This window comes from Leptospira montravelensis (assembly GCF_004770045.1).
In the GTDB taxonomy this organism is placed as follows: domain Bacteria; phylum Spirochaetota; class Leptospiria; order Leptospirales; family Leptospiraceae; genus Leptospira_A; species Leptospira_A montravelensis.
In genome coordinates this window covers 345,052-363,149 of sequence record NZ_RQFO01000016.1, presented here as the reverse complement: position 1 = coordinate 363,149, position 18,098 = coordinate 345,052, and the positions used below count along the sequence as shown (strand labels likewise).

At 39.2% G+C, this 18,098-nt stretch carries 15 protein-coding genes; 7 read left to right on the top strand and 8 right to left on the bottom strand.

The window, feature by feature from the left end:
• The first annotated feature begins 66 nt into the window (after positions 1-66).
• Positions 67-2,031, top strand: coding sequence for an acetoacetate--CoA ligase (locus EHQ31_RS12025; RefSeq protein ID WP_135573393.1), 1,965 nt, complete (start codon positions 67-69; stop codon positions 2,029-2,031).
• On the top strand, positions 2,028-2,789 hold the full coding sequence (locus EHQ31_RS12020; RefSeq protein WP_135573395.1) for a hypothetical protein: 762 nt from the start codon (positions 2,028-2,030) through the stop codon (positions 2,787-2,789). Before EHQ31_RS12025 ends, EHQ31_RS12020 begins: the two co-directional genes overlap by 4 nt.
• Before the next feature lie 11 nt (positions 2,790-2,800).
• Here the strand turns inward: EHQ31_RS12020 and EHQ31_RS12015 are convergent, their stop codons facing one another.
• The 3 genes from EHQ31_RS12015 to EHQ31_RS12005 form a co-directional block, all read right to left on the bottom strand.
• Complete coding sequence (locus EHQ31_RS12015; RefSeq protein ID WP_244247370.1) at positions 2,801-3,250, bottom strand: c-type cytochrome; 450 nt, start codon at positions 3,248-3,250, stop codon at positions 2,801-2,803.
• The gene (locus tag EHQ31_RS12010; protein ID WP_135573397.1) at positions 3,247-9,120 is read right to left on the bottom strand and encodes a LamG-like jellyroll fold domain-containing protein; all 5,874 of its coding nucleotides are present in this window, start codon (positions 9,118-9,120) and stop codon (positions 3,247-3,249) included. The genes EHQ31_RS12015 and EHQ31_RS12010 overlap by 4 nt, the downstream gene beginning before the upstream one ends.
• A gap of 218 nt (positions 9,121-9,338) precedes the next feature.
• Complete coding sequence (locus tag EHQ31_RS12005; RefSeq protein ID WP_135573399.1) at positions 9,339-10,313, bottom strand: cysteine synthase A; 975 nt, start codon at positions 10,311-10,313, stop codon at positions 9,339-9,341.
• A 46-nt stretch (positions 10,314-10,359) separates the two neighbouring features.
• On the opposite strand from EHQ31_RS12005, the gene EHQ31_RS12000 reads away from it, so the two are divergent.
• Genes EHQ31_RS12000 through EHQ31_RS11985 form a run of 4 tightly spaced genes read left to right on the top strand, consistent with a single transcriptional unit; the run spans position 10,360 to position 14,202 of the window.
• Positions 10,360-11,679: an MFS transporter gene (locus EHQ31_RS12000; RefSeq protein ID WP_135573401.1), complete on the top strand. Its 1,320-nt coding sequence runs from the start codon at positions 10,360-10,362 to the stop codon at positions 11,677-11,679.
• Positions 11,680-11,722: 43 nt separating this feature from the next.
• On the top strand, positions 11,723-12,265 hold the full coding sequence (locus tag EHQ31_RS11995; RefSeq protein WP_135573403.1) for an SRPBCC family protein: 543 nt from the start codon (positions 11,723-11,725) through the stop codon (positions 12,263-12,265).
• A 15-nt stretch (positions 12,266-12,280) separates the two neighbouring features.
• A complete protein-coding gene (locus EHQ31_RS11990; protein ID WP_135573405.1) occupies positions 12,281-13,342 on the top strand; it encodes a glycoside hydrolase family protein in 1,062 nt (353 codons plus the stop codon).
• Positions 13,342-14,202 (top strand): pirin family protein, encoded by an 861-nt coding sequence (locus tag EHQ31_RS11985; RefSeq protein ID WP_135573407.1) that lies wholly within the window; start codon positions 13,342-13,344, stop codon positions 14,200-14,202. Before EHQ31_RS11990 ends, EHQ31_RS11985 begins: the two co-directional genes overlap by 1 nt.
• 17 nt (positions 14,203-14,219) lie before the next feature.
• Here EHQ31_RS11985 and EHQ31_RS11980 read toward each other — a convergent pair whose 3' ends face one another.
• From EHQ31_RS11980 to EHQ31_RS11965, 4 genes are read right to left on the bottom strand one after another with little or no spacing between them, the layout of a single operon-like run.
• Entirely contained in the window at positions 14,220-14,522 is a 303-nt protein-coding gene (locus EHQ31_RS11980) for a hypothetical protein (protein WP_244247369.1), read from the bottom strand.
• 41 nt (positions 14,523-14,563) lie between these two features.
• Complete coding sequence (locus tag EHQ31_RS11975; protein ID WP_135573409.1) at positions 14,564-15,592, bottom strand: type I phosphomannose isomerase catalytic subunit; 1,029 nt, start codon at positions 15,590-15,592, stop codon at positions 14,564-14,566.
• Between the two features lie 11 nt (positions 15,593-15,603).
• A complete protein-coding gene (locus EHQ31_RS11970) occupies positions 15,604-16,311 on the bottom strand; it encodes a DnaJ domain-containing protein (protein WP_135573411.1) in 708 nt (235 codons plus the stop codon).
• Positions 16,312-16,327: 16 nt separating this feature from the next.
• Entirely contained in the window at positions 16,328-17,047 is a 720-nt protein-coding gene (locus tag EHQ31_RS11965; RefSeq protein ID WP_135573413.1) for an LIC_12936 family protein, read from the bottom strand.
• A gap of 118 nt (positions 17,048-17,165) precedes the next feature.
• Here EHQ31_RS11965 and EHQ31_RS11960 point away from each other — a divergent pair, with 118 nt between their 5' ends.
• On the top strand, positions 17,166-17,510 hold the full coding sequence (locus tag EHQ31_RS11960) for an STAS domain-containing protein (protein ID WP_002973307.1): 345 nt from the start codon (positions 17,166-17,168) through the stop codon (positions 17,508-17,510).
• Positions 17,511-17,519: 9 nt separating this feature from the next.
• Here EHQ31_RS11960 and EHQ31_RS11955 read toward each other — a convergent pair whose 3' ends face one another.
• Entirely contained in the window at positions 17,520-18,089 is a 570-nt protein-coding gene (locus EHQ31_RS11955; RefSeq protein ID WP_244247368.1) for an LIC10729 family protein, read from the bottom strand.
• Positions 18,090-18,098 lie beyond the last annotated feature (9 nt).

The following is an 18,098-nucleotide window of genomic DNA, read 5'->3' as shown; positions in this document are numbered from 1 at the left end:
TTTTCTACCAGTCATTTTACACAATCATACTTGCCTCTAAAATCAAACCCAGGAAGATCAGTCTTCATGGCGACTCAAAATATACTTTGGACACCTCATTCAAAAGATACCAACCTTACTCGTTTTTCAGGCCATCTAGAATCCAAGTTTGGAAAATCATTTTCCGATTATGTTTCTTTCCATAAGTTTTCTGTGGATGAATACGAATCATTTTGGAAAGAGTGGTTAACTTACTCTGGATTTAAGTTACACATAGAACCAGAAAAAACGATAGAATTGAGTCAACATTTTTCAAAGTCGAATTGGTTTCCTGGTGCTTTGTATAATTTTGCTGAGAATTTATTGGAAGTGGGAAATTCGAATGATCTGGCTTTGGTGTTTTATTCTGAGGATGGAAAAATTCAAAAGTTAACCTATGCAAAACTTAAAAATGAAGTATTAAAATTACAGAAACATCTGATATCGCTTGGTGTTAAAAAAGGAGATAGGGTTGTTGGACTTGTGCCAAATGCACCAATATCCACAATAGGAATGTTGGCAACGACTTCGTTAGGTGCTATATGGTCAAGTGCCTCACCTGATTTTGGTGTTCGAGGAATTTTAGACCGATTCGAACAAATTAATCCAAAGGTTCTAATATCAGTAGAATCTTATTTATTCAAAGGCAAAAAGATCTCGATCACAGATAAACTTGAAGAAGTTTCGAATCAATTAAAAAATGCCAACCACTCCGAGTTCAAACAAACTTTGATTTATGATTTTGTGGAACCGATTAAAGATTTTGGTAAAATACAATTACCATACAAATACGAAGATATTACTGCCGCGAATTCTTCGGATATTATATCTTACACCTCCATATCCTTTTTCGATCCCGTTTATATAATGTTTTCATCCGGGACTACTGGTTTACCCAAATGTATTGTTCAAGGCGGGGGAGTGTTACTCAATCATACCAAAGAACTTTCGTTACACTGCAATGTATCCAAACAAAATCGATTTTTTTATTATACAACATGCGGATGGATGATGTGGAATTGGTCTCAATCTGTTTTGGCATTGGGTGCAACACTCTACCAATTTGATGGAAATCCTTTTCATCCATCTTGGGAAACTCTTTGGTCTATTGCTGAAAAAGAATCGATCCAAGTTTTTGGAACCAGTGCAAAATACCTTTCTGTTTTGGAAGAGGAAAAAATTCAAATCCAATCAAAGTATCCTTTGCCGGATTTAAAAGTCATCCTATCGACAGGTTCACCATTGCCGAACTCAGGGTTTCGTTATGTTTATGAAAATATTAAGAAAGATGTACAATTGTCTTCAATATCTGGTGGAACTGACTTAAACGGATGTTTTGCATTAGGAAATCCCAACTTACCAGTGTTTGAAGGTCAAATCCAATGTAAAGGCCTTGGAATGGATGTACAGGTGTTTGATGACATGGGTAAGTCAGTTGTTAACCAAAAAGGGGAACTAGTTTGTCCCACGCCGTTTCCTTCCATGCCGCTTTTCTTTTGGAATGATGAATCTGGTACCAAATACAAATCCGCATATTTTGAAACCTATGATAATATTTGGTGTCATGGAGATTTTGCTTCGATCACATCAGAAAATGGACTCGTGATTTATGGTCGTTCCGACGCTACGCTGAATCCAGGTGGTGTAAGGATCGGTACTGCCGATATCTATTCTGTTGTTTCTACCATTCCAGAAATAAAGGATAGTGTGATTATCGGGCAAGAGTATAAGGATGATGTCCGAGTGGTTTTGTTTGTTGTTACGGCGCCTGGAGTCACTTTAGATGAGTCTTTAGTTAAAAAAATCAAAGAACAAATCAAATTGGAAACATCGCCAAGACATGTGCCTTCTTTAATTCTATCTGTTCCAGAAATCCCTTATACAGTAAATGGGAAAAAGGTAGAAATTGCCGTCAAACAAACGGTAGCTGGTTTGGAAGTAAAAAACAAAAATGCACTATCAAATCCAAATTCACTAGACTATTTTAAAAATAGAAAGGAATTAAGTGAATGAACTGGAGATATAAAAGATTTGGTTTTCTATTTTTATATTTTTTTATTATAACTAATCTTTTTTCAGAAACAAATTCAAATCATTTTCAAACTTGTTTTCAATCCAACTGTATTTCGTTTGATCTCCCATCGAACTGGTATCTTACGGAAAGAAGGTCAAATGGAACCACAACTAAGTTTGATCATTTCAAAACATTTCCTCTCAAAGAGGAATCGGGACGAGAAATTATACCAGCACTTGTGGTTCTTTTTAAACAATCAGAAAATAAACTTCCACTTAATCCGATTATCTTTCATGCAGAATCCAGAAGATTCAGTATGGTGACAAATATACGTAAAGCAGTCACCTTGCAGAAAATTCCGAATGTTGAAAATGGTTTTAAGTTTTTAGGAATATTCGGCAGTTTTAAAGATAAGGAAGATACAATTTTACAACACTATATCACTGCCACTGACGAAGAGTTTGGATTTACGATTATCATTACTTGTTATGAGTCAGCTTATCCAAAAATCGAAAAGGATATCCAGCTATTTTTGGATAGTTTGTCTTTAGAAAAACGAATGAAACCCTGGAAGTTCCAATCCGTTGATGAACAAATTTTGAAATCAAAAGAATTGGAATCTTCTGCTCTTGTTAGGTTAAAAACTAAAAAGGCCGAAGAAATTGGAATGGCATTAGAAGAACTAAGTGACTCATGTGAATTAGGATCCGTAACATCTTGTGAAATGTTTACTACCTTGATGAATTTGGGAAGATAAAGTTCAGTATTTTATCTTTGCATCTTTTGAATGAATTCGGCAACTGCTTCAATTTCCTGTATTCGCATATGTCCATAAGCTTTCATATACGTTCCTGGAATTCCATTTTTAATGGTTTTGGCTATGGCTTCTTTTGAAGATCCATATACGTAGGTAGACTTGTCTTGGAAGTTGGGAATTCGTGAGTTAGATAACAAATGTGATCTAGTTCCGCGTCCATTGCCCTCCATTCCATGACAGGCAGCACATCCATTTTGTACATACATCGCTTCTGGAAAAGGAACAGTCACTGCGGGTGGTGGAGGCGGTTCTTTGACCGGTGATTCATTTTCCGGCGAACAATTGTTAAGTGTTACAAGGAAAACAATCAGTCCGAGGGGTATAAAATGAAATTTATGATTCAAACTTGAATGTTTAACTTTTAAAACATTTAAAAATTTTTTCATTAAAATAAAAATCATTCGCAGTACGTTCCCGAACCTGCTAAACTTAAATTGTATTTTTGTGACAAATAACAGAATACAATGTCTCTTCCTACATTCGTTAAACTAGTTTTATAATAAATGACTTCGCTGATATGGCCAGAGAAATAGTTGGTGGTTGCTGCATCTGTTCCCAAATAGACATTATTCTGCGTAAAAGTTTGTGTAGTGTTCACCGTGAATCCATAACTGAGTCCACTGGAATAAAGACCAAATAAGCTCGATCCCAAATGTTCAACGGCAAGTAAATAAGGCACCAAAGTTCCAGAAAAAATAGGACTGCTGTATCCAACATCACCAAATCCTGGTTTGGTCATATGAACTCGATTGCTTTGTAATTGGTAAGAAACTCCACCAGCCGCTGATTCTAATAATGGGCCATCAACAAGATTGGTTCTACTAAATGCCAAAAAGAAAGTCGAGTTGTTGAAGGGAAGGTCTAAAGCAGTTCCTCTATAAAGATATTGGGAACTAGCACCAATAAAGTTTACAGATGGTTTACCATTGTAACCCGCATTGTTGTAGGTTGGGGCTGCGGGTCCATTAAAAAAGGAAGCTGCATTTCCGCTACGATCGTGCCATGTAGTGACTGCTGTGCCATTTCCTTGGTTTGATAAACTATCGGCACTTAGGTGGAGGCGCAAACTGCTAAGACCAAGTGTAGGTGACCAGGTTGTTACTTGTCTTGGATCATATCCTGAGAGGGCTTGGATTTCATTCGTACTTAAAGCTCGATTATAAACCAAAACATCATCCAAAATTCCTGAAAAATTTGTACTGAGATCGGCTCTAGTTCCTATCGTAAAGGCTGTTGGTGTTGTATTCCATGTATTTTTGACCTGAGTATCAAGTAAAACCCCATTGTGGTAAATCATCGCCAAATTTCCGTTATTTGGGCCGTGAAATACTCCACAAAGTTGGTGCCATACATTTTCATGGTTATAATAGTAACCTTCGACATCATTTCCATAACCTGAAAAAAGATACCGACTGCCCACATTGGCAGTTCCAAGTGAGGTCATACCATCTGTACTGGCCTGACCATAACTCACCATTGTGCCCGGGTCAGATACACTGGACTTGTAATGCGCACAAATAGTACGTGCTTTGTTTGTTTTTGGTAATTGGGTATCGGTTGTGGAAATATTAATATAATTGGTTCCATTGGTACTAATCGCACCGGCAGCATTACCAAACCGATCGGTAAAAAGACCCACACCCATATTGGAAACTTGGTTTCCCATTCCACTGACATCTTGGAGGTCTTTGTTAAAGTCAAATCGGGCCACAAGGCCTGTTGGAATTTGAGCCGAGAGACGACGAATTTCTTTATTGGATAAGGCTTTAGAATATACTCTGAGATCAGCAATTTTACCAGCAAAGGTTTGTGTGGGAAAGGACATCATTTTTCCGACATAAACTCCTGTACCTGGCGTTGTAGTGACAGACGAACCGATATTAGATGGTCCAATCACATCGATTCCGTTCACATAAATAGATCCGTAGGTTCCATCAAAGGTTCCGCAAAGATGTGACCATCGGTTGATTGGAACGGAATGAGTTGTATATACTTCGCCACTTCCAAGTCCGCCGTAACGAAGTAAATTGTTTCCTCCTGCATCTGTATACATAGACAGAATGAATTCAGTACTCCCACCCGCCGTTCCATAGGAAAAGATGGCAGCGTTTTGAGTTCCTAGCGGATATCTTTCCGGATGAATCCAAACACAGACACTGCGTGGGTGTTGCCCCATTGGAAGTCCAAGTTCAAGACCATCCAAATGACCAACATTATCTGCCACGAAACGTACACTGGAACTTGGACTTCGGTCACGCCCTGGAGCAAACCCAGTTAAACCCCCGTACGCCGAAAGAGTTCCACCTATCGGGCCTGAGGGATTATAATTTCCATTCATTTCATATTGCATTAGGAGTTCTATTGGGCGTGAGGCAAAAGAGTTTCCCACAAGAGTAGAATCCGCATTCCGAGCTAAGTCATTCACTTCTGCTTCATTTAATACTTTGGAATAATACCGAACATCCGCGATCCTTCCTGGAAAATAACTGGCAAGAGAGGCAACTCCAATGGAAAAATCTCCCGTTGCTGCATTAGTTGGAAATTGTTTTTGAAACACCAAATTTCCATTCATATAAATGCGATAGATATTGTTGTTATCAACAGTCATTGTTACATGAGTCCATAAACCTGGAATGATCGTGATTGGAACCGCGTCAGGGGTATAACCTCCTCGTAAGATCCCAAGTTGGCTTTCGTTTGTGATAAAAAGTCCATGACCATTGGTACTAGCAGTTCCATTATAAAAGATCATTTTTGCAACGGCTGGTAATGTTCCGTCCCAATTCAACCATGCAGAAATGGATACGTTGTTTACCGAACCCGCTGGTAAGGGAGCGGTTCCAGCATTTCCTAACGATGTGGCCGCGGCACCCGTATTTTCTCCAAACCTACCTAATCCAAATCCTGGGCTTCCCACCGCCGTGAGGGATTGGTTGTTCATCAAATTTTGAACTGATCCGTTTAACGGATAATAGGCTAATAGTCCAGGAACATTGAGTGAGCGGAGAACATGAGTGGTTCCAAATACTAAAACATTTCCAATGTTTGCAATGTACATCGGAGCTTCGATAGTTGCATTCACACCTTCCCCATTCACAAGGCCAGTGCCTCCCGATCCAGCAATTGTAATCACTTCTCCAGTTGTCATATGGACACGGCGGATTCTATGATTTCCGTAATCGGCTACATATAAAAAAACACCATCATTTGTAATCCCATGTGGCATCACAAAACTGGCGCTAGTTCCTGTTCCATCCACAAATCCAGTACTGGTACTGCCAGCAAGGATCGTAGTGATTCCTGTATCTTTATGGGTTTTTGTAATGTTATGTGTCCCTAGGTTGGATGTATAAAGATAATCGCCAGATACAGTAATTCCTTCGGGTTGGTTGATATCTCCGCCAGTGGTGAGTGTGGATACTTCCCTAGTTCGAAGTTTCATTACGCGGATGGATGAATTGTTCCTATCGGCAATGTATAGTTTATCGTTATCAAAAACAATTCCAGTGGGAGAAGCAAACCTTGCGAGTGCAGGATCTGTGGAATCCACATTGGCATTGGCTGGGGAAACTGTAGAATCATCGCCGGCTAAAGTTTCTGCGAAACCTGAGCTTATCAAAATTCTTTTGATTCGGTTTCCCGTAAATTCTGTAACATAAAGATAAGTTCCATCGGTTGTGATTCCTCTAGGAAAATTGAGAGCACTCACAGAACCTGAGCCTGCCGTATTTCCAGGAGTTCCATTTCCAACAAGGGATGTCACAGCACTCGTGCTAGGATTAAAGATTCGAATTTTATGATTTCCTGAATCGACGATGAAACCTCTGGTTCCATCAAATGTAACTCCTCCAATACTAGAAAAAGTGGCTGAGGTTCCTATAGCATCTGCGGATCCACTTGTAGTTTGTCCGGCAGCTGTACTTACTAAACCACGGTAATAATGGATTTGTAAGGGTGCTGGTTTTTTGGCAGTAATTACATTTCCATACCGGTAACCCTCTACACAGTTTACCGCCACATTGCTAATGTTAGCTCCTAAAACTGTTCCAGAATACAAGGATTGGATGGCACAAACATATCCCGGTGGTTCTGCATTGATGGCAATATTGTAACCTGCTCCACTGTTAATGGGTGTGGAAAAAGATATAGGAGTGGATGTGGCACCGCCAGGGACATTAATGGTATCGATTCCATTAGTGACAGTGAGCCCTGTAGGTAATGGAACAGTGCTTGTAATGTTTCCACTCATGGTATACTGATTTACCGAACAAGTGATGGAGACATTACTGATGGCCGCTGCACCAACAGTACCTGTTGCGTTGGTTACATTACAAGTTTGCCAAGGGTTTTGTGGGTTTGAAAAAACTGTGACAGCATAATTGGAACCAGTCGGAATAGCTGTATTAAAAGTAAAACTTCCATTTCCGGCAATGGTCAAATCATCGGTAGCGTTGTTTTGTAAAACAAAAGTATTAAGCCCAAAAGGAGTAGTTAATAAATTTATAGTTCCACCTACTGTATACACATTTGGTTGATAATTTAAACTTACAATATCACTACCCAAGTAATTTACTTTACACATTCGGGCTTTAACATTTTGTGAGGATCCAGGTGTAGGGAAAACAAAATTACCCACTGTCCCCGATAAACATGTATTTGTTGCAGCTCCGCAAACAGGATCCGTTGGAGTTCCTACAGCACTATCTTTACAAATCCAAGTGGAACCAGTAGTTGTTGTTGAGAAACTAATTGAATCCCCTGAATTGAGTAATGAACCTGTCGCAAAACTTGGAGTAGGTGTGGAAACTTTTAAAGTATAACTAGAAGTGGTAACCGTTGATTCAACCCATCCAGTTTTACAATGGATGGCTTTAATGACACCAGAATTTGTATCAGTGATCGGAACTGTAGTGGTTGTTAACGTTCCTGTGGCGCAGGTTGGGTCCACTTGGCCACCGTTACCCAAAGTATAACGATACTCAGACCCAGGAATGAGCGTACTGAGAGTCACTGTTCCATCATCATTAAATACAGCGCCAGTAGCTGGAGAAAAAGTAGGGGTTGGCAAACTACAGTTTACAATCGCAGTACCTTGGTCAGATGTTGTGCCTGTGTGAGTGGCTCCTGCAGTCATTGCACAAACTTGGTCAGGTGCCGAACTTGAAACGACAATCTGATAGTCTGCACCGCCAGGTATGGTTGAAGGAAAAGAAAAGTTGGTAGTACCAACATTTACAACAGTTTGTTGTGATACAAATGGTGTACCACCTGTATTGATCAAATCCAATGTGACGGAACCGCTAATGATACTCGTTGTGGTTCCTCCAGGACTGGATACGGTCCCACTGATAAGAAATGCATTACTACAATTTACTGGGATGGTATAAGCACCATTTGCTATCGTAATCGTTCCTGAACTTAGTGTACATACACCAGTAGAAATGATTCCGCCTGGATTACCAATGGCTATGGAAAATGCACCTCCGCTTAAATAAGTGCCTGGGAAAGGAAAGGTACCATCAGCAGTTACGTTAATTGTATTTGAACCATCTAACGTAAGTTTCAGTTCGTTTCCTGCACCTAGTGTTCCAAGGATCCCTGTCACTTGCGCATTCACAACAAAGGAATTGGTTGTACAATTGATAGTTGATGGTAAATGGGCTGCTGCCATCGTTCCCGATGTGACTCCTGGTGAGGTAATCGAACAAGTTTGACTTGGACTTGTAGGTTGGCTTATGATATTGAAATTATAAGTTTCACCAGACGGAATGGGTGGTAAAGAAAAATTGGCTGCATTGATATTGACTACATCCGTACCAGAGCCAGTCACATTTTGGATTTGTAGTCCGTTGCCTAACAGTCCCGTAACTGTTCCTTGAATGAGATAAAGTGCCTCCCCACAAACAATTTGGATGCCTTCGATGTTGCCGTTAATTACGGTTCCTGATCCAGAAGAAACTATACATTTTTGGATCGGAGAAGATGGGGGAGTTTTTACGATTACGTTGTAAGGAGAACCAGAAGGAATTTTTTTTGAAAATGTATATGTTTGGTTGGCTGAAACATTGACAACATCTCCATTGTTTTCAATTTGTAGACCCGATCCCAAAAGCCCAGAAACACGGAAAGAGACAGTGTAAGAAAGAGTGTTTGTTTGTAAAAATCGAAACGTGGAAATGGTTTCCAAAAACGACCTATTGATGTTTGGAAATTGACAACCAAACAGTGGAAATAAGATCAAATAGAGAATGGTCTTTTGGATATGTCTCATAAGATAACGCTGATCAGAATAAGAATTTTCGAATGTCCTTAACTCTTTTCATTATCGAAAAGTAAAATGCAACAATCCATAAAGTCCAGATTATTTCTTTCCTAATGTTTCTATTATTAGGTTAAAAATTTCTCAAACTAGTACATTCCGAACTATAAAGTGAACCATTGAGAAGGAGTTTCAATTGAAACTCTTCTAATAACAAACTTTTGTTTGGTTTAAGTGAGGCCTTTCGAAGCCAAAAACTCTTGATTGTAAATTTTAGATTGGTATTTTGCTCCACTGTCACATAACACGGTGACTATGGTGTGGCCTGGACCAAGGTCCTTGGCAATTTGATAAGCTGCTGCCAAATTGATCCCCACACTTCCTCCCATAAACAAACCATCCTTTTTTAAAACTAAATTCAATATGCGAAGTGCTTCTTTGTCATGGATACGAACTGCATCATCGGCAGGCATTCCTTCCATATTTTTGGTAATTCGACCTTGCCCAATTCCTTCTGTGATGGAAGATCCTTCGATGGTAATGTTTCCTGTTTTCACAAAAGAATAAATTCCTGAACCATAAGGGTCAGCTACAATGCATTTGATCTTGGGATTTTTGGATTTGAAAAAAAGTCCTGTTCCCGCATAGGTTCCTCCGGTTCCTAGAGAAGTAGTCCATACATCGATTTTACCTTGGGTTTGATTCCAAATTTCGGGACCAGTGGTTTCGAAATGCGCATTTCGATTGGCTAAGTTATCAAATTGGTTGGCCCAAACGGAGTTAGCAGTTTCCTTTGCGATTTTTTCAGAAACTCGGACATAATTTCCTGGATCGGAATAGGGAACAGCAGGAACAAGTGTCACCTCAGCACCTAACGTTCGTAGCATTTCGATTTTTTCTTTAGATTGAGTTTCTGGAATCACGATGACAGATTTGTAACCTTTTGCATTACAAATATGTGTTAGGCCAATTCCGGTATTACCGGCTGTTCCTTCCACAACGGTGCCACCTGTCTTTAGGAGTCCCTTCCTTTCTGCGTCTTCGATCATATATAGGGCGGCTCGATCTTTGACAGAACCACCTGGATTTAAAAACTCTGCTTTGCCTAAAATTTCGCATCCAGTTTCTTCACTTAGGGAGTGGATGCGGATGAGTGGGGTGTTTCCCACTGTTTCAATAAAACCGTTTCGTATATTTGTTTTCATGAGAATCGACTTGACTCCTTCTCTCTAAACATCATCTTCCTAGTCTATGTTACAAACCATTCGCCTATGGTTCGCTCCTGCTCCGTCCATACCCCAAAAATCAGAAAAAGAAATTCAATCTCTTTATCCTAAATTTCGGTTCCGAGTTTTGGAATCGACTTTTCTTGGTTATACGACCTACTATTTAACTCGAAATAACTTCTCACCTGTTTCTAAAGAAATAGGAGAAGCTTTATCATATTCGAAAACAGATATAGGTGACATCCTCGCAGTTACTGCCATCACTTATGGGATTGGAAAATTTTTAATGGGATCACTCTCCGATCGTTCCAATCCAAGAAAGTTTATGGCGGTTGGTTTGTTTCTTACTGCCATTTTGAATTTTTCATTTGGATTTGCGAATCATTATTGGATTCACCTATTTTTATGGGGTGCTAATGGACTCGTACAAGGAATGGGTTGGCCACCCTGCGGGCGTTCGCTTGGACATTGGTATTCAGTGAGAGAACGCGGTACTACGTTTGCATTTTGGAATATTGCACATAATATTGGAGGAGGAATCGTTGGAGTAGTGGCTTCTCATTCCGCAGCGCAATTTGGATGGCAATATGCTTTTTTTGTTCCAGGAATCATTGCCCTTTTTGGCTCAGCATATTTATACATTCGACTCGTAGACACTCCTCAATCCGAGGGTCTTCCTCCCATTGAAGTTTATAAAAATGATTATCCACCGGAAGAAAAGGAAGACCACGAGGCAGAACTCACCACCAAACAATTAATTATTGAGCAAGTCCTAATGAACAAATACATCTGGTTATTTGCGGTGATTAATTTTTTTGTTTATATCATTCGTTATAGTTTGATTGATTGGGGTCCAACTTACTTAAAAGAAACAAAAGGGGCCGATCTTTTGGGCGGTGGATATTCTACACTCATATTAGAGTTTGGAGGAATTGGTTCCACAATCCTTATGGGATGGGTTTCTGATAAATTTGACGGAAGAAGGGGGATGGTTAGTTTACTTTGTATTATCCCGATTTTTTTTGCCTTTCTCGGAATTTTATGGAATCCCCCTGGTAATATTATTATCGACTATATTTTATTTGGACTCATCGGACTTTTTATCTATCCACCTGTAATGTTGTTAGGTGTGGCAGGTATGGATTTTACATCTAAAAAAGCAGTGGGAACGGCCGCAGGTTTTATTGGGTTATTTGGATCTTTGGGAAGAACAGCACAAGGCAAAGGCCTTGCGATCCTTGCCACAAACTACTCTTGGGATGTAGCCTTTTATGCGATTCTAGTTTCCACCTTGATCGCCATCGTCCTGCTCGTTTTCAGTTGGAATTTACGGCCACGTGGGTAAATAAATTGACTAAATGAAAATAGAACTATACAATCATTAACTTATGACACTCGGCAGAAAAATTTCCATAGGAATCATTGGCATAATCGCCATTCCCTTAGTTGTGGCCCTCTTTCTACCTACAGGATATCAGGTAGAGCGTTCCATTGACATAAGTAAACCAGCATCAGAAGTATTTGAGTACATTCGAATGTTGAAGAACCAAGACCAGTATAGTGTTTGGGCTAAAAAAGATCCAAGTATGAAAAAAATATATACAGGATTAGATGGCACGGTTGGTTTTATTTCTCGTTGGGAAAGTTTAGACAATGAAGTGGGAACTGGCGAACAAGAAATTAAAATGATTAATGCGGATGCATTGGAGATGCAAACTGAACTTCGATTCTTTGAACCTTTTGAAGGAACCGAACGCAGTTATATGAAAGTTTCTTCTTTGGACCAAAAAAAATCCAAAATCATTTGGGGATTTGATGGTTCGATGCCTTATCCTTCTAATTTGATGTTACTTTTTATGAATTTTGAAGAAATGATAGGAAAAGACTTTGAAGAAGGACTATCCAACCTTAAAGTTGTTTTAGAAAAATAAGGAAATTCATTTCGATTGAACAAACAAAATATCTATTGGCAACTATACCAAGATGATCCCATTCTAAAACCCGGATTCCCATCTCCCATATTGGCGGATCCGAGTTTTTTATTTCCTGAAAATTGTCCAGATGGCCTTTGGCATCTCTTTGCTCACAGTATCTTTGGTGTACAAGAATTTCTTTCGGAAGACGGAATCCACTGGAACAAAAGAACAACTGTAATTTGGAATGCCATGCGTCCTTTTATCTTTTTTGAAGATGGGACTTATTATTTATACTACGAAAAATACAAATTCTTACATGTCCTTATGTCTTGGTTTCCGTTTCGGAAATGGAAGTCTCATATTGAAGTGCGAACCAGTAAAGATTTAAAGTCTTGGTCTTCACCCAAAAAAGTCATTACACCTAAATTTCCATTCCATAAAGATTCGAAATATGGAGAGTCTGTTAGTAACCCTTGTTTGTTAAAATTTGGAAAAAAGTACAGAATGTACTTTTCTTCGTCTCTCGTTTTTATCCCTGATTGTGGGTTTTGTGAACCAAAACATATCACAGTGGCGGAAGCAGAATCTCCATTGGGACCGTTTTCCTATTTTTCTGATCCTATTATTTCACCAAATGAAATGGATCCATTTTGTAATTTGGGGGCCGGTTCCATCAAAGTCATTGAATGGAAAGGTAGATACTTGGGATTTCAAAATGGAATCTTTTGGAATCCTGTCAGGAAAGAATCTTGTTCGGCCATTCTCTTTTTACAAAGTGAAGATGGGATCAATTTTGATCGCATCAACCAAACTCCCATCCTTGGTCCAACAGGCAGAGGTTGGAAAGCAAGTCATGTATATGCTTGTGATGTGAAGTATTCGGAAACTGAAAAAATCTTTATCCTTTATTTTAATGCACGAAACAAAGCGCATTGGACCCAAGGTAAAGAAGCCATTGGTCTTTTTGTAGGCAAAGTAGAAGAATCGAAAACTTCTGGAACTAAACCTACCAAACGAGTCACCAAACAAAAAACAATGCCCAAAAAGAAAATATCCAAACCAAAAGCAAAGGTTAAGAAGTCTAAACGCTAATGGCAAATTCTCTTATAGGTCATTCTAAAAATTTAGGGGACAATTTTATCATCCGCCGTGTTCTGCCCGCAATGGAGAAACGTTCGGTAGGCCCTTTTGTTTTTTTTGACCACTTTGGTCCTGTACCTGTAGTGACTGGTGAAGAACTTGTGGTTCGTGCGCATCCACACATAGGTCTTGCTACCATTACTTTTTTATACGATGGAGTCATCACTCATCGAGATAGTTTAAAAGTGGAAATGGACATTCGCCCACATGAAACCAATTGGATGGTAGCAGGATCTGGAATCGTACACAGTGAACGCTCAAAATTTGATCCAAAATATGAGATATTAGAAGGCATACAAACATGGATCGCTTTGCCTAAAGATAAAGAAGAAATCGAACCAAGTTTTGAACATTTCTCGGAACAAGAAATTCCCGTTTTAACAAAAGAAGGTTTGGTTTTTCGTTTGTTAGGTGGTAGTTTATTAGGTTTAAAGTCTCCTGCCACCGTGCATTCACCTTTATTTTATGCAGACATAGAAATTAAACAAGGTTCGGATGTTGTCGATTGGGTCCTTTCTGATAAAGAAGAAGCGGGACTTTATGTGTCTCGTGGTGCAATTGAATCCAACGGCGAGTCATATACGGTCGGATCAATGGTTCTATTTGAAAAGGGGACTTCTGTTTCCTTTAAGGCAAAACAAAATAGTCGATTGATTTTGCTGGGAGGAGAACCCCTTACAGAGAAAAGACATATATTTTGGAACTTTGTTTCCACAAGCCAAGAAACTATCGAAAGAGCAAAGGAAAGATGGGCAAAAGATGAATTTCCGAAAGTTCCTAAAGAAACAGACCGAATTCCTTTACCCACTTAACAATTAAAGTTTAGGTATTATTTGATTTCGTCGGCAGCTTTTTTGTATTCTTCCGCTTCTGCACGAAATTCTTTTGCAAGAGTTAGGCAATGTTCTTTAAACTTTGCTTCGCTTATTGCTTTTCCACCTTTGTTTCCCGCCATTTTTTCATGTCTTTTCGCACTTACTTCCTTCTCTTTTGCCATCGCATTGAGATAAGAACGTGCAGCTTGTTTACTTTCTGGAGAATTTGCCTCTTTAATCATCAAGTTTTCCAAGTCAGATAAAGCAAATACAGATGTAGATGCTAACACAAGTAATAGGGAAATTATTTTTTTCATAGAACCTCTCTTTTGACTATTATAGCGATTCTATTAGAAAGTCAATAGGGCAGTGATTGATATTTTACGGTATCGGAACCAGAAGACATAAAAGCTAATTTAGTACCGGTTTCCGCATAGGCAGATATGGTTTCCAAAAATCCAGATGCGGTTACCATAAATGTTTCGTTAGGTCCTACTAATTTTTGAAATTCAGGAAAGTAAATAGAACCGGAAACAGTATAAAATATTCCGAAAGTTACTGGGTCGCATAACGGTGAGAATGTGAAATTTTGTGCTTGGTTAAACTCCCAAGATTCCAATCGAAATTTGTCATTAGAAGTAAAGAGATATCTTGGAAAAGGATGGTATGTGATGAGTTGTTTTGATTGTTTTTCGGAACCATCCGATTTTTGAAAGTTGAGGACAGCGAGTGCTTTTTCCAAATGAAGTTCTCTTGGATTTCCATCATCACCCAATCTTCCATAATCGTACACTCTGTACGTGGAATCTGATGATTGTTGCACTTCTAAAAGTAGAACCCCTCCACCAATGGCATGTATTGTCCCTGGGTTTAAGAGAAAAACATCACCTGGTTTTACTTTCCATTTGCGTAGAACAGTTTCTCCTAAATTTTGTTTTACTAGTGTTTCGTATTCTTCTCTGGTAGTTTGGGTATCAAAACCAACAACAAGTTCCGCACCAGGTTCAGCGCTTAAAACGTACCAACATTCCTTTTTTCCATTGGCTTTCGGATCGTATTTGAGTGCATATTCGTCGTCTGGATGGACTTGGACAGAAAGTTTTTCTTTTGCATCGATCACTTTCACAAGTAAAGGTAATCCTGATTTTTCAAAAGGTTTACCAATAACTGCTTGTGGAGATTTTCGTATAAGTTCTGTTAGTGGTAGATTCTGATACTCCGGATTTTGAATCGGGGATATATCGTCTCCGTAAACAGAAACTTCCCAGGATTCTCCAATTGGCCCTTCTGGAATTTTTCGACCAAGTTTTGTTTCGAACTTTCGACCACCCCAAATTTTTTCCCTATAAAGAGGGGATAAGAATAAAACTTTGGGAATCTTCTCCATCGAATTCCTTTTTAGACAGCACTCTTTACTCGTAAAGGGATATTTTTATGGACTAAGAGTTTCACACGTAGGAATTTTTTCTTAAAATGGGTGAAGGAATCCGGTCGGAATTTGGAAAGATCAAATTCAAAAACCTTTCCATGAACAAGGGCAGATTTTGGAAATTCTACCTTTAGGTTTTTGTAACCCTTATAACTGCCTCGTCCGTTGCAAGCGGGACAATGTGGGTCACTTCCCATACAATCACGGCAAACAATTCTCACTGTAAGCGGAATGACTGCAATCACAGGTCGAAAAATCTCCGATTCTTTTAAATCGATAATTAGATCATAATCAATTCCAGTAACTTTACGCCTATCTTTGTTACGGAAGCCCTTTCTCATTAATCCACGTTTGGCGAGCTCTAAAATCCCCGTTGTGAATCGAACTCGAGAGACAGGAAGAACCACTGGGTGTTCTTCTAATTTGCGTTTTAAAAATTCACGAGCATAGTTTTTTTTAAACTCTTCATCGTAAGTTTTTCTTCCCTCTCCCGATAAAGTTTGGTAGGCAAAGTATAATTCTTGGAATTTAGAATAGGATCCAGTGATAGGATTGTCTGGATGGAATTTTTTTACCAAATGACGGAAAGAGGATTTAACCTCTTCCGTCGTGGCTCCAAAGGGAATCTCTAGGACTTCGTATAAGTTGGAAACTTTCGGTGGTATGGAGAAACTCATTCCACCCTCATCATCATTATGGTTCTTGGAAATCCCCGCTCACAGAAACTTCCATAATGGATTCAGAAACCATTCTTGTTTCTAAACTGCCTTTTGCTTGGATGTATCTGTCAATGGTCCGCGCAACTTCGCGGAGTCGGTCGCGGTAGGCTTTTGCTAATCGCAATCGCTCCCAAGGGCTTTGGATTTTTTCTAACTCAAAACTTAATGTATTGTCATCAGCATTAGTAACAGTACGAACTGAAAGTGTAAGTCCTTTGACACCACCGCTGGTATTGTTTTTTAATTCACGGTATGTAGTGATAGGATCCTTTCCTTTTTCAGTCAGTGATTTTCTAGACCAGAAAGAAATTTCGTCCAACGAGAATCCACCACCTTCAGCACCACCGCCACCTTTCAATTTCATCACAAAACGACTGTGTAAAACATAACTTGGTTCAAAAGGAAGGTGGATTTCCCTTGCATTGGTCACTTGGCCATAACGGCTGTCTTTGATTTTCTTTTCGAAACTTAAAAACTTAATTTTTTCATTGATCACTGCATGGTAATCATCCACTTCTTTACCAATTCGTTCAATCTTCTGTTGTTGTTTCGCATTGTACTGGATGATAGCGATACTTCCATCCGGATTTAACTTTTGTAAATCTGTTTGGCTGACAGGTTCATTTTTCTCATCCGCGGCCAAAAGGCCAATGGTGAGTAGAAAGGATAAAATTAGGACAAACGAGATACGCATACGAACTCCCAGGTAGTAGACTCTATATATATTTTCGACTTTTGAAATGAAATCATTAATTTGTTAAAAATAAGGTTGATAAAAAACGCAAAAACACGACTCTAGCGGAAGGTCTTCTATGGAAATCAATCTAAAAAAAAATGCCGACGCCTATGTGATCAGCATTTCAGGAAGTTTGGACATTTATACTTCCCTCGATTTTAAAAACTTCCTGGAAACCAATGTTCCCTCTCAACCGACAGAAAATCTTCATGTCATCATCAATTTAGAGAAACTCAATTATATTGATTCGTCTGGAATTGGAATGCTTATCAAACAGCTGAATTATGTCCAGGAACTCAAGGGAAAGTTCTCGATAGCCAATATGAAACCGGCCATTGAGAAGGTTTTTAAAGTGGCAGGTCTCACTAGTTACTTCCAAACCATTGGTGAAGACGAATACCGAGAAAAATACGCAGTTTAAACCTTTCTTTTAGTTTTTCGCATCCAAACGATTTTCCAAAACATACGCATCCCAAATCCCCCAAAATCGACCAAGCGAGTTATGGCTAGGCACTAAATCCACATATATCTTTCCATCTGGGTATTCGGAAGGTTCTAAAGGAATTTCCACGGGATTTGTGAAATTTTGGTTTCGATCCACATAGACAGAAATTTTTGGCCTTCCGTTCACTAGAATATTTAGTTTTCTAGGTTTGAATTTGGAGCCTTTCAAGGGACGGTAACGAGTGAGGTCTAAGTAAAGGTAAACTGTTGATTTAGAGATCACCTGTTTTTCCAAAAGGAATTGGAGTCCAGTTTCTGGTACCATTCGGCAAATATAATCCTGGAGTCCTAAGTGAGGTGCATCTGGTTCTAACTCGTAAGATTGGTAGATGGCCCAAGTTTTTAGTTCAGGAAAGGTGGCAATATCTTCAGGGAGTAAACCTTCTTCTAATCCGAAGTCTTTTTTGGGTATGAGGGAGTCTGATGCCGACATCGAAGCAAAGTTAGATAAAAAGATTGCCGTTAGGAGAAGGATTCGTAGTTTCAATGGAAGCACCTAGTACAA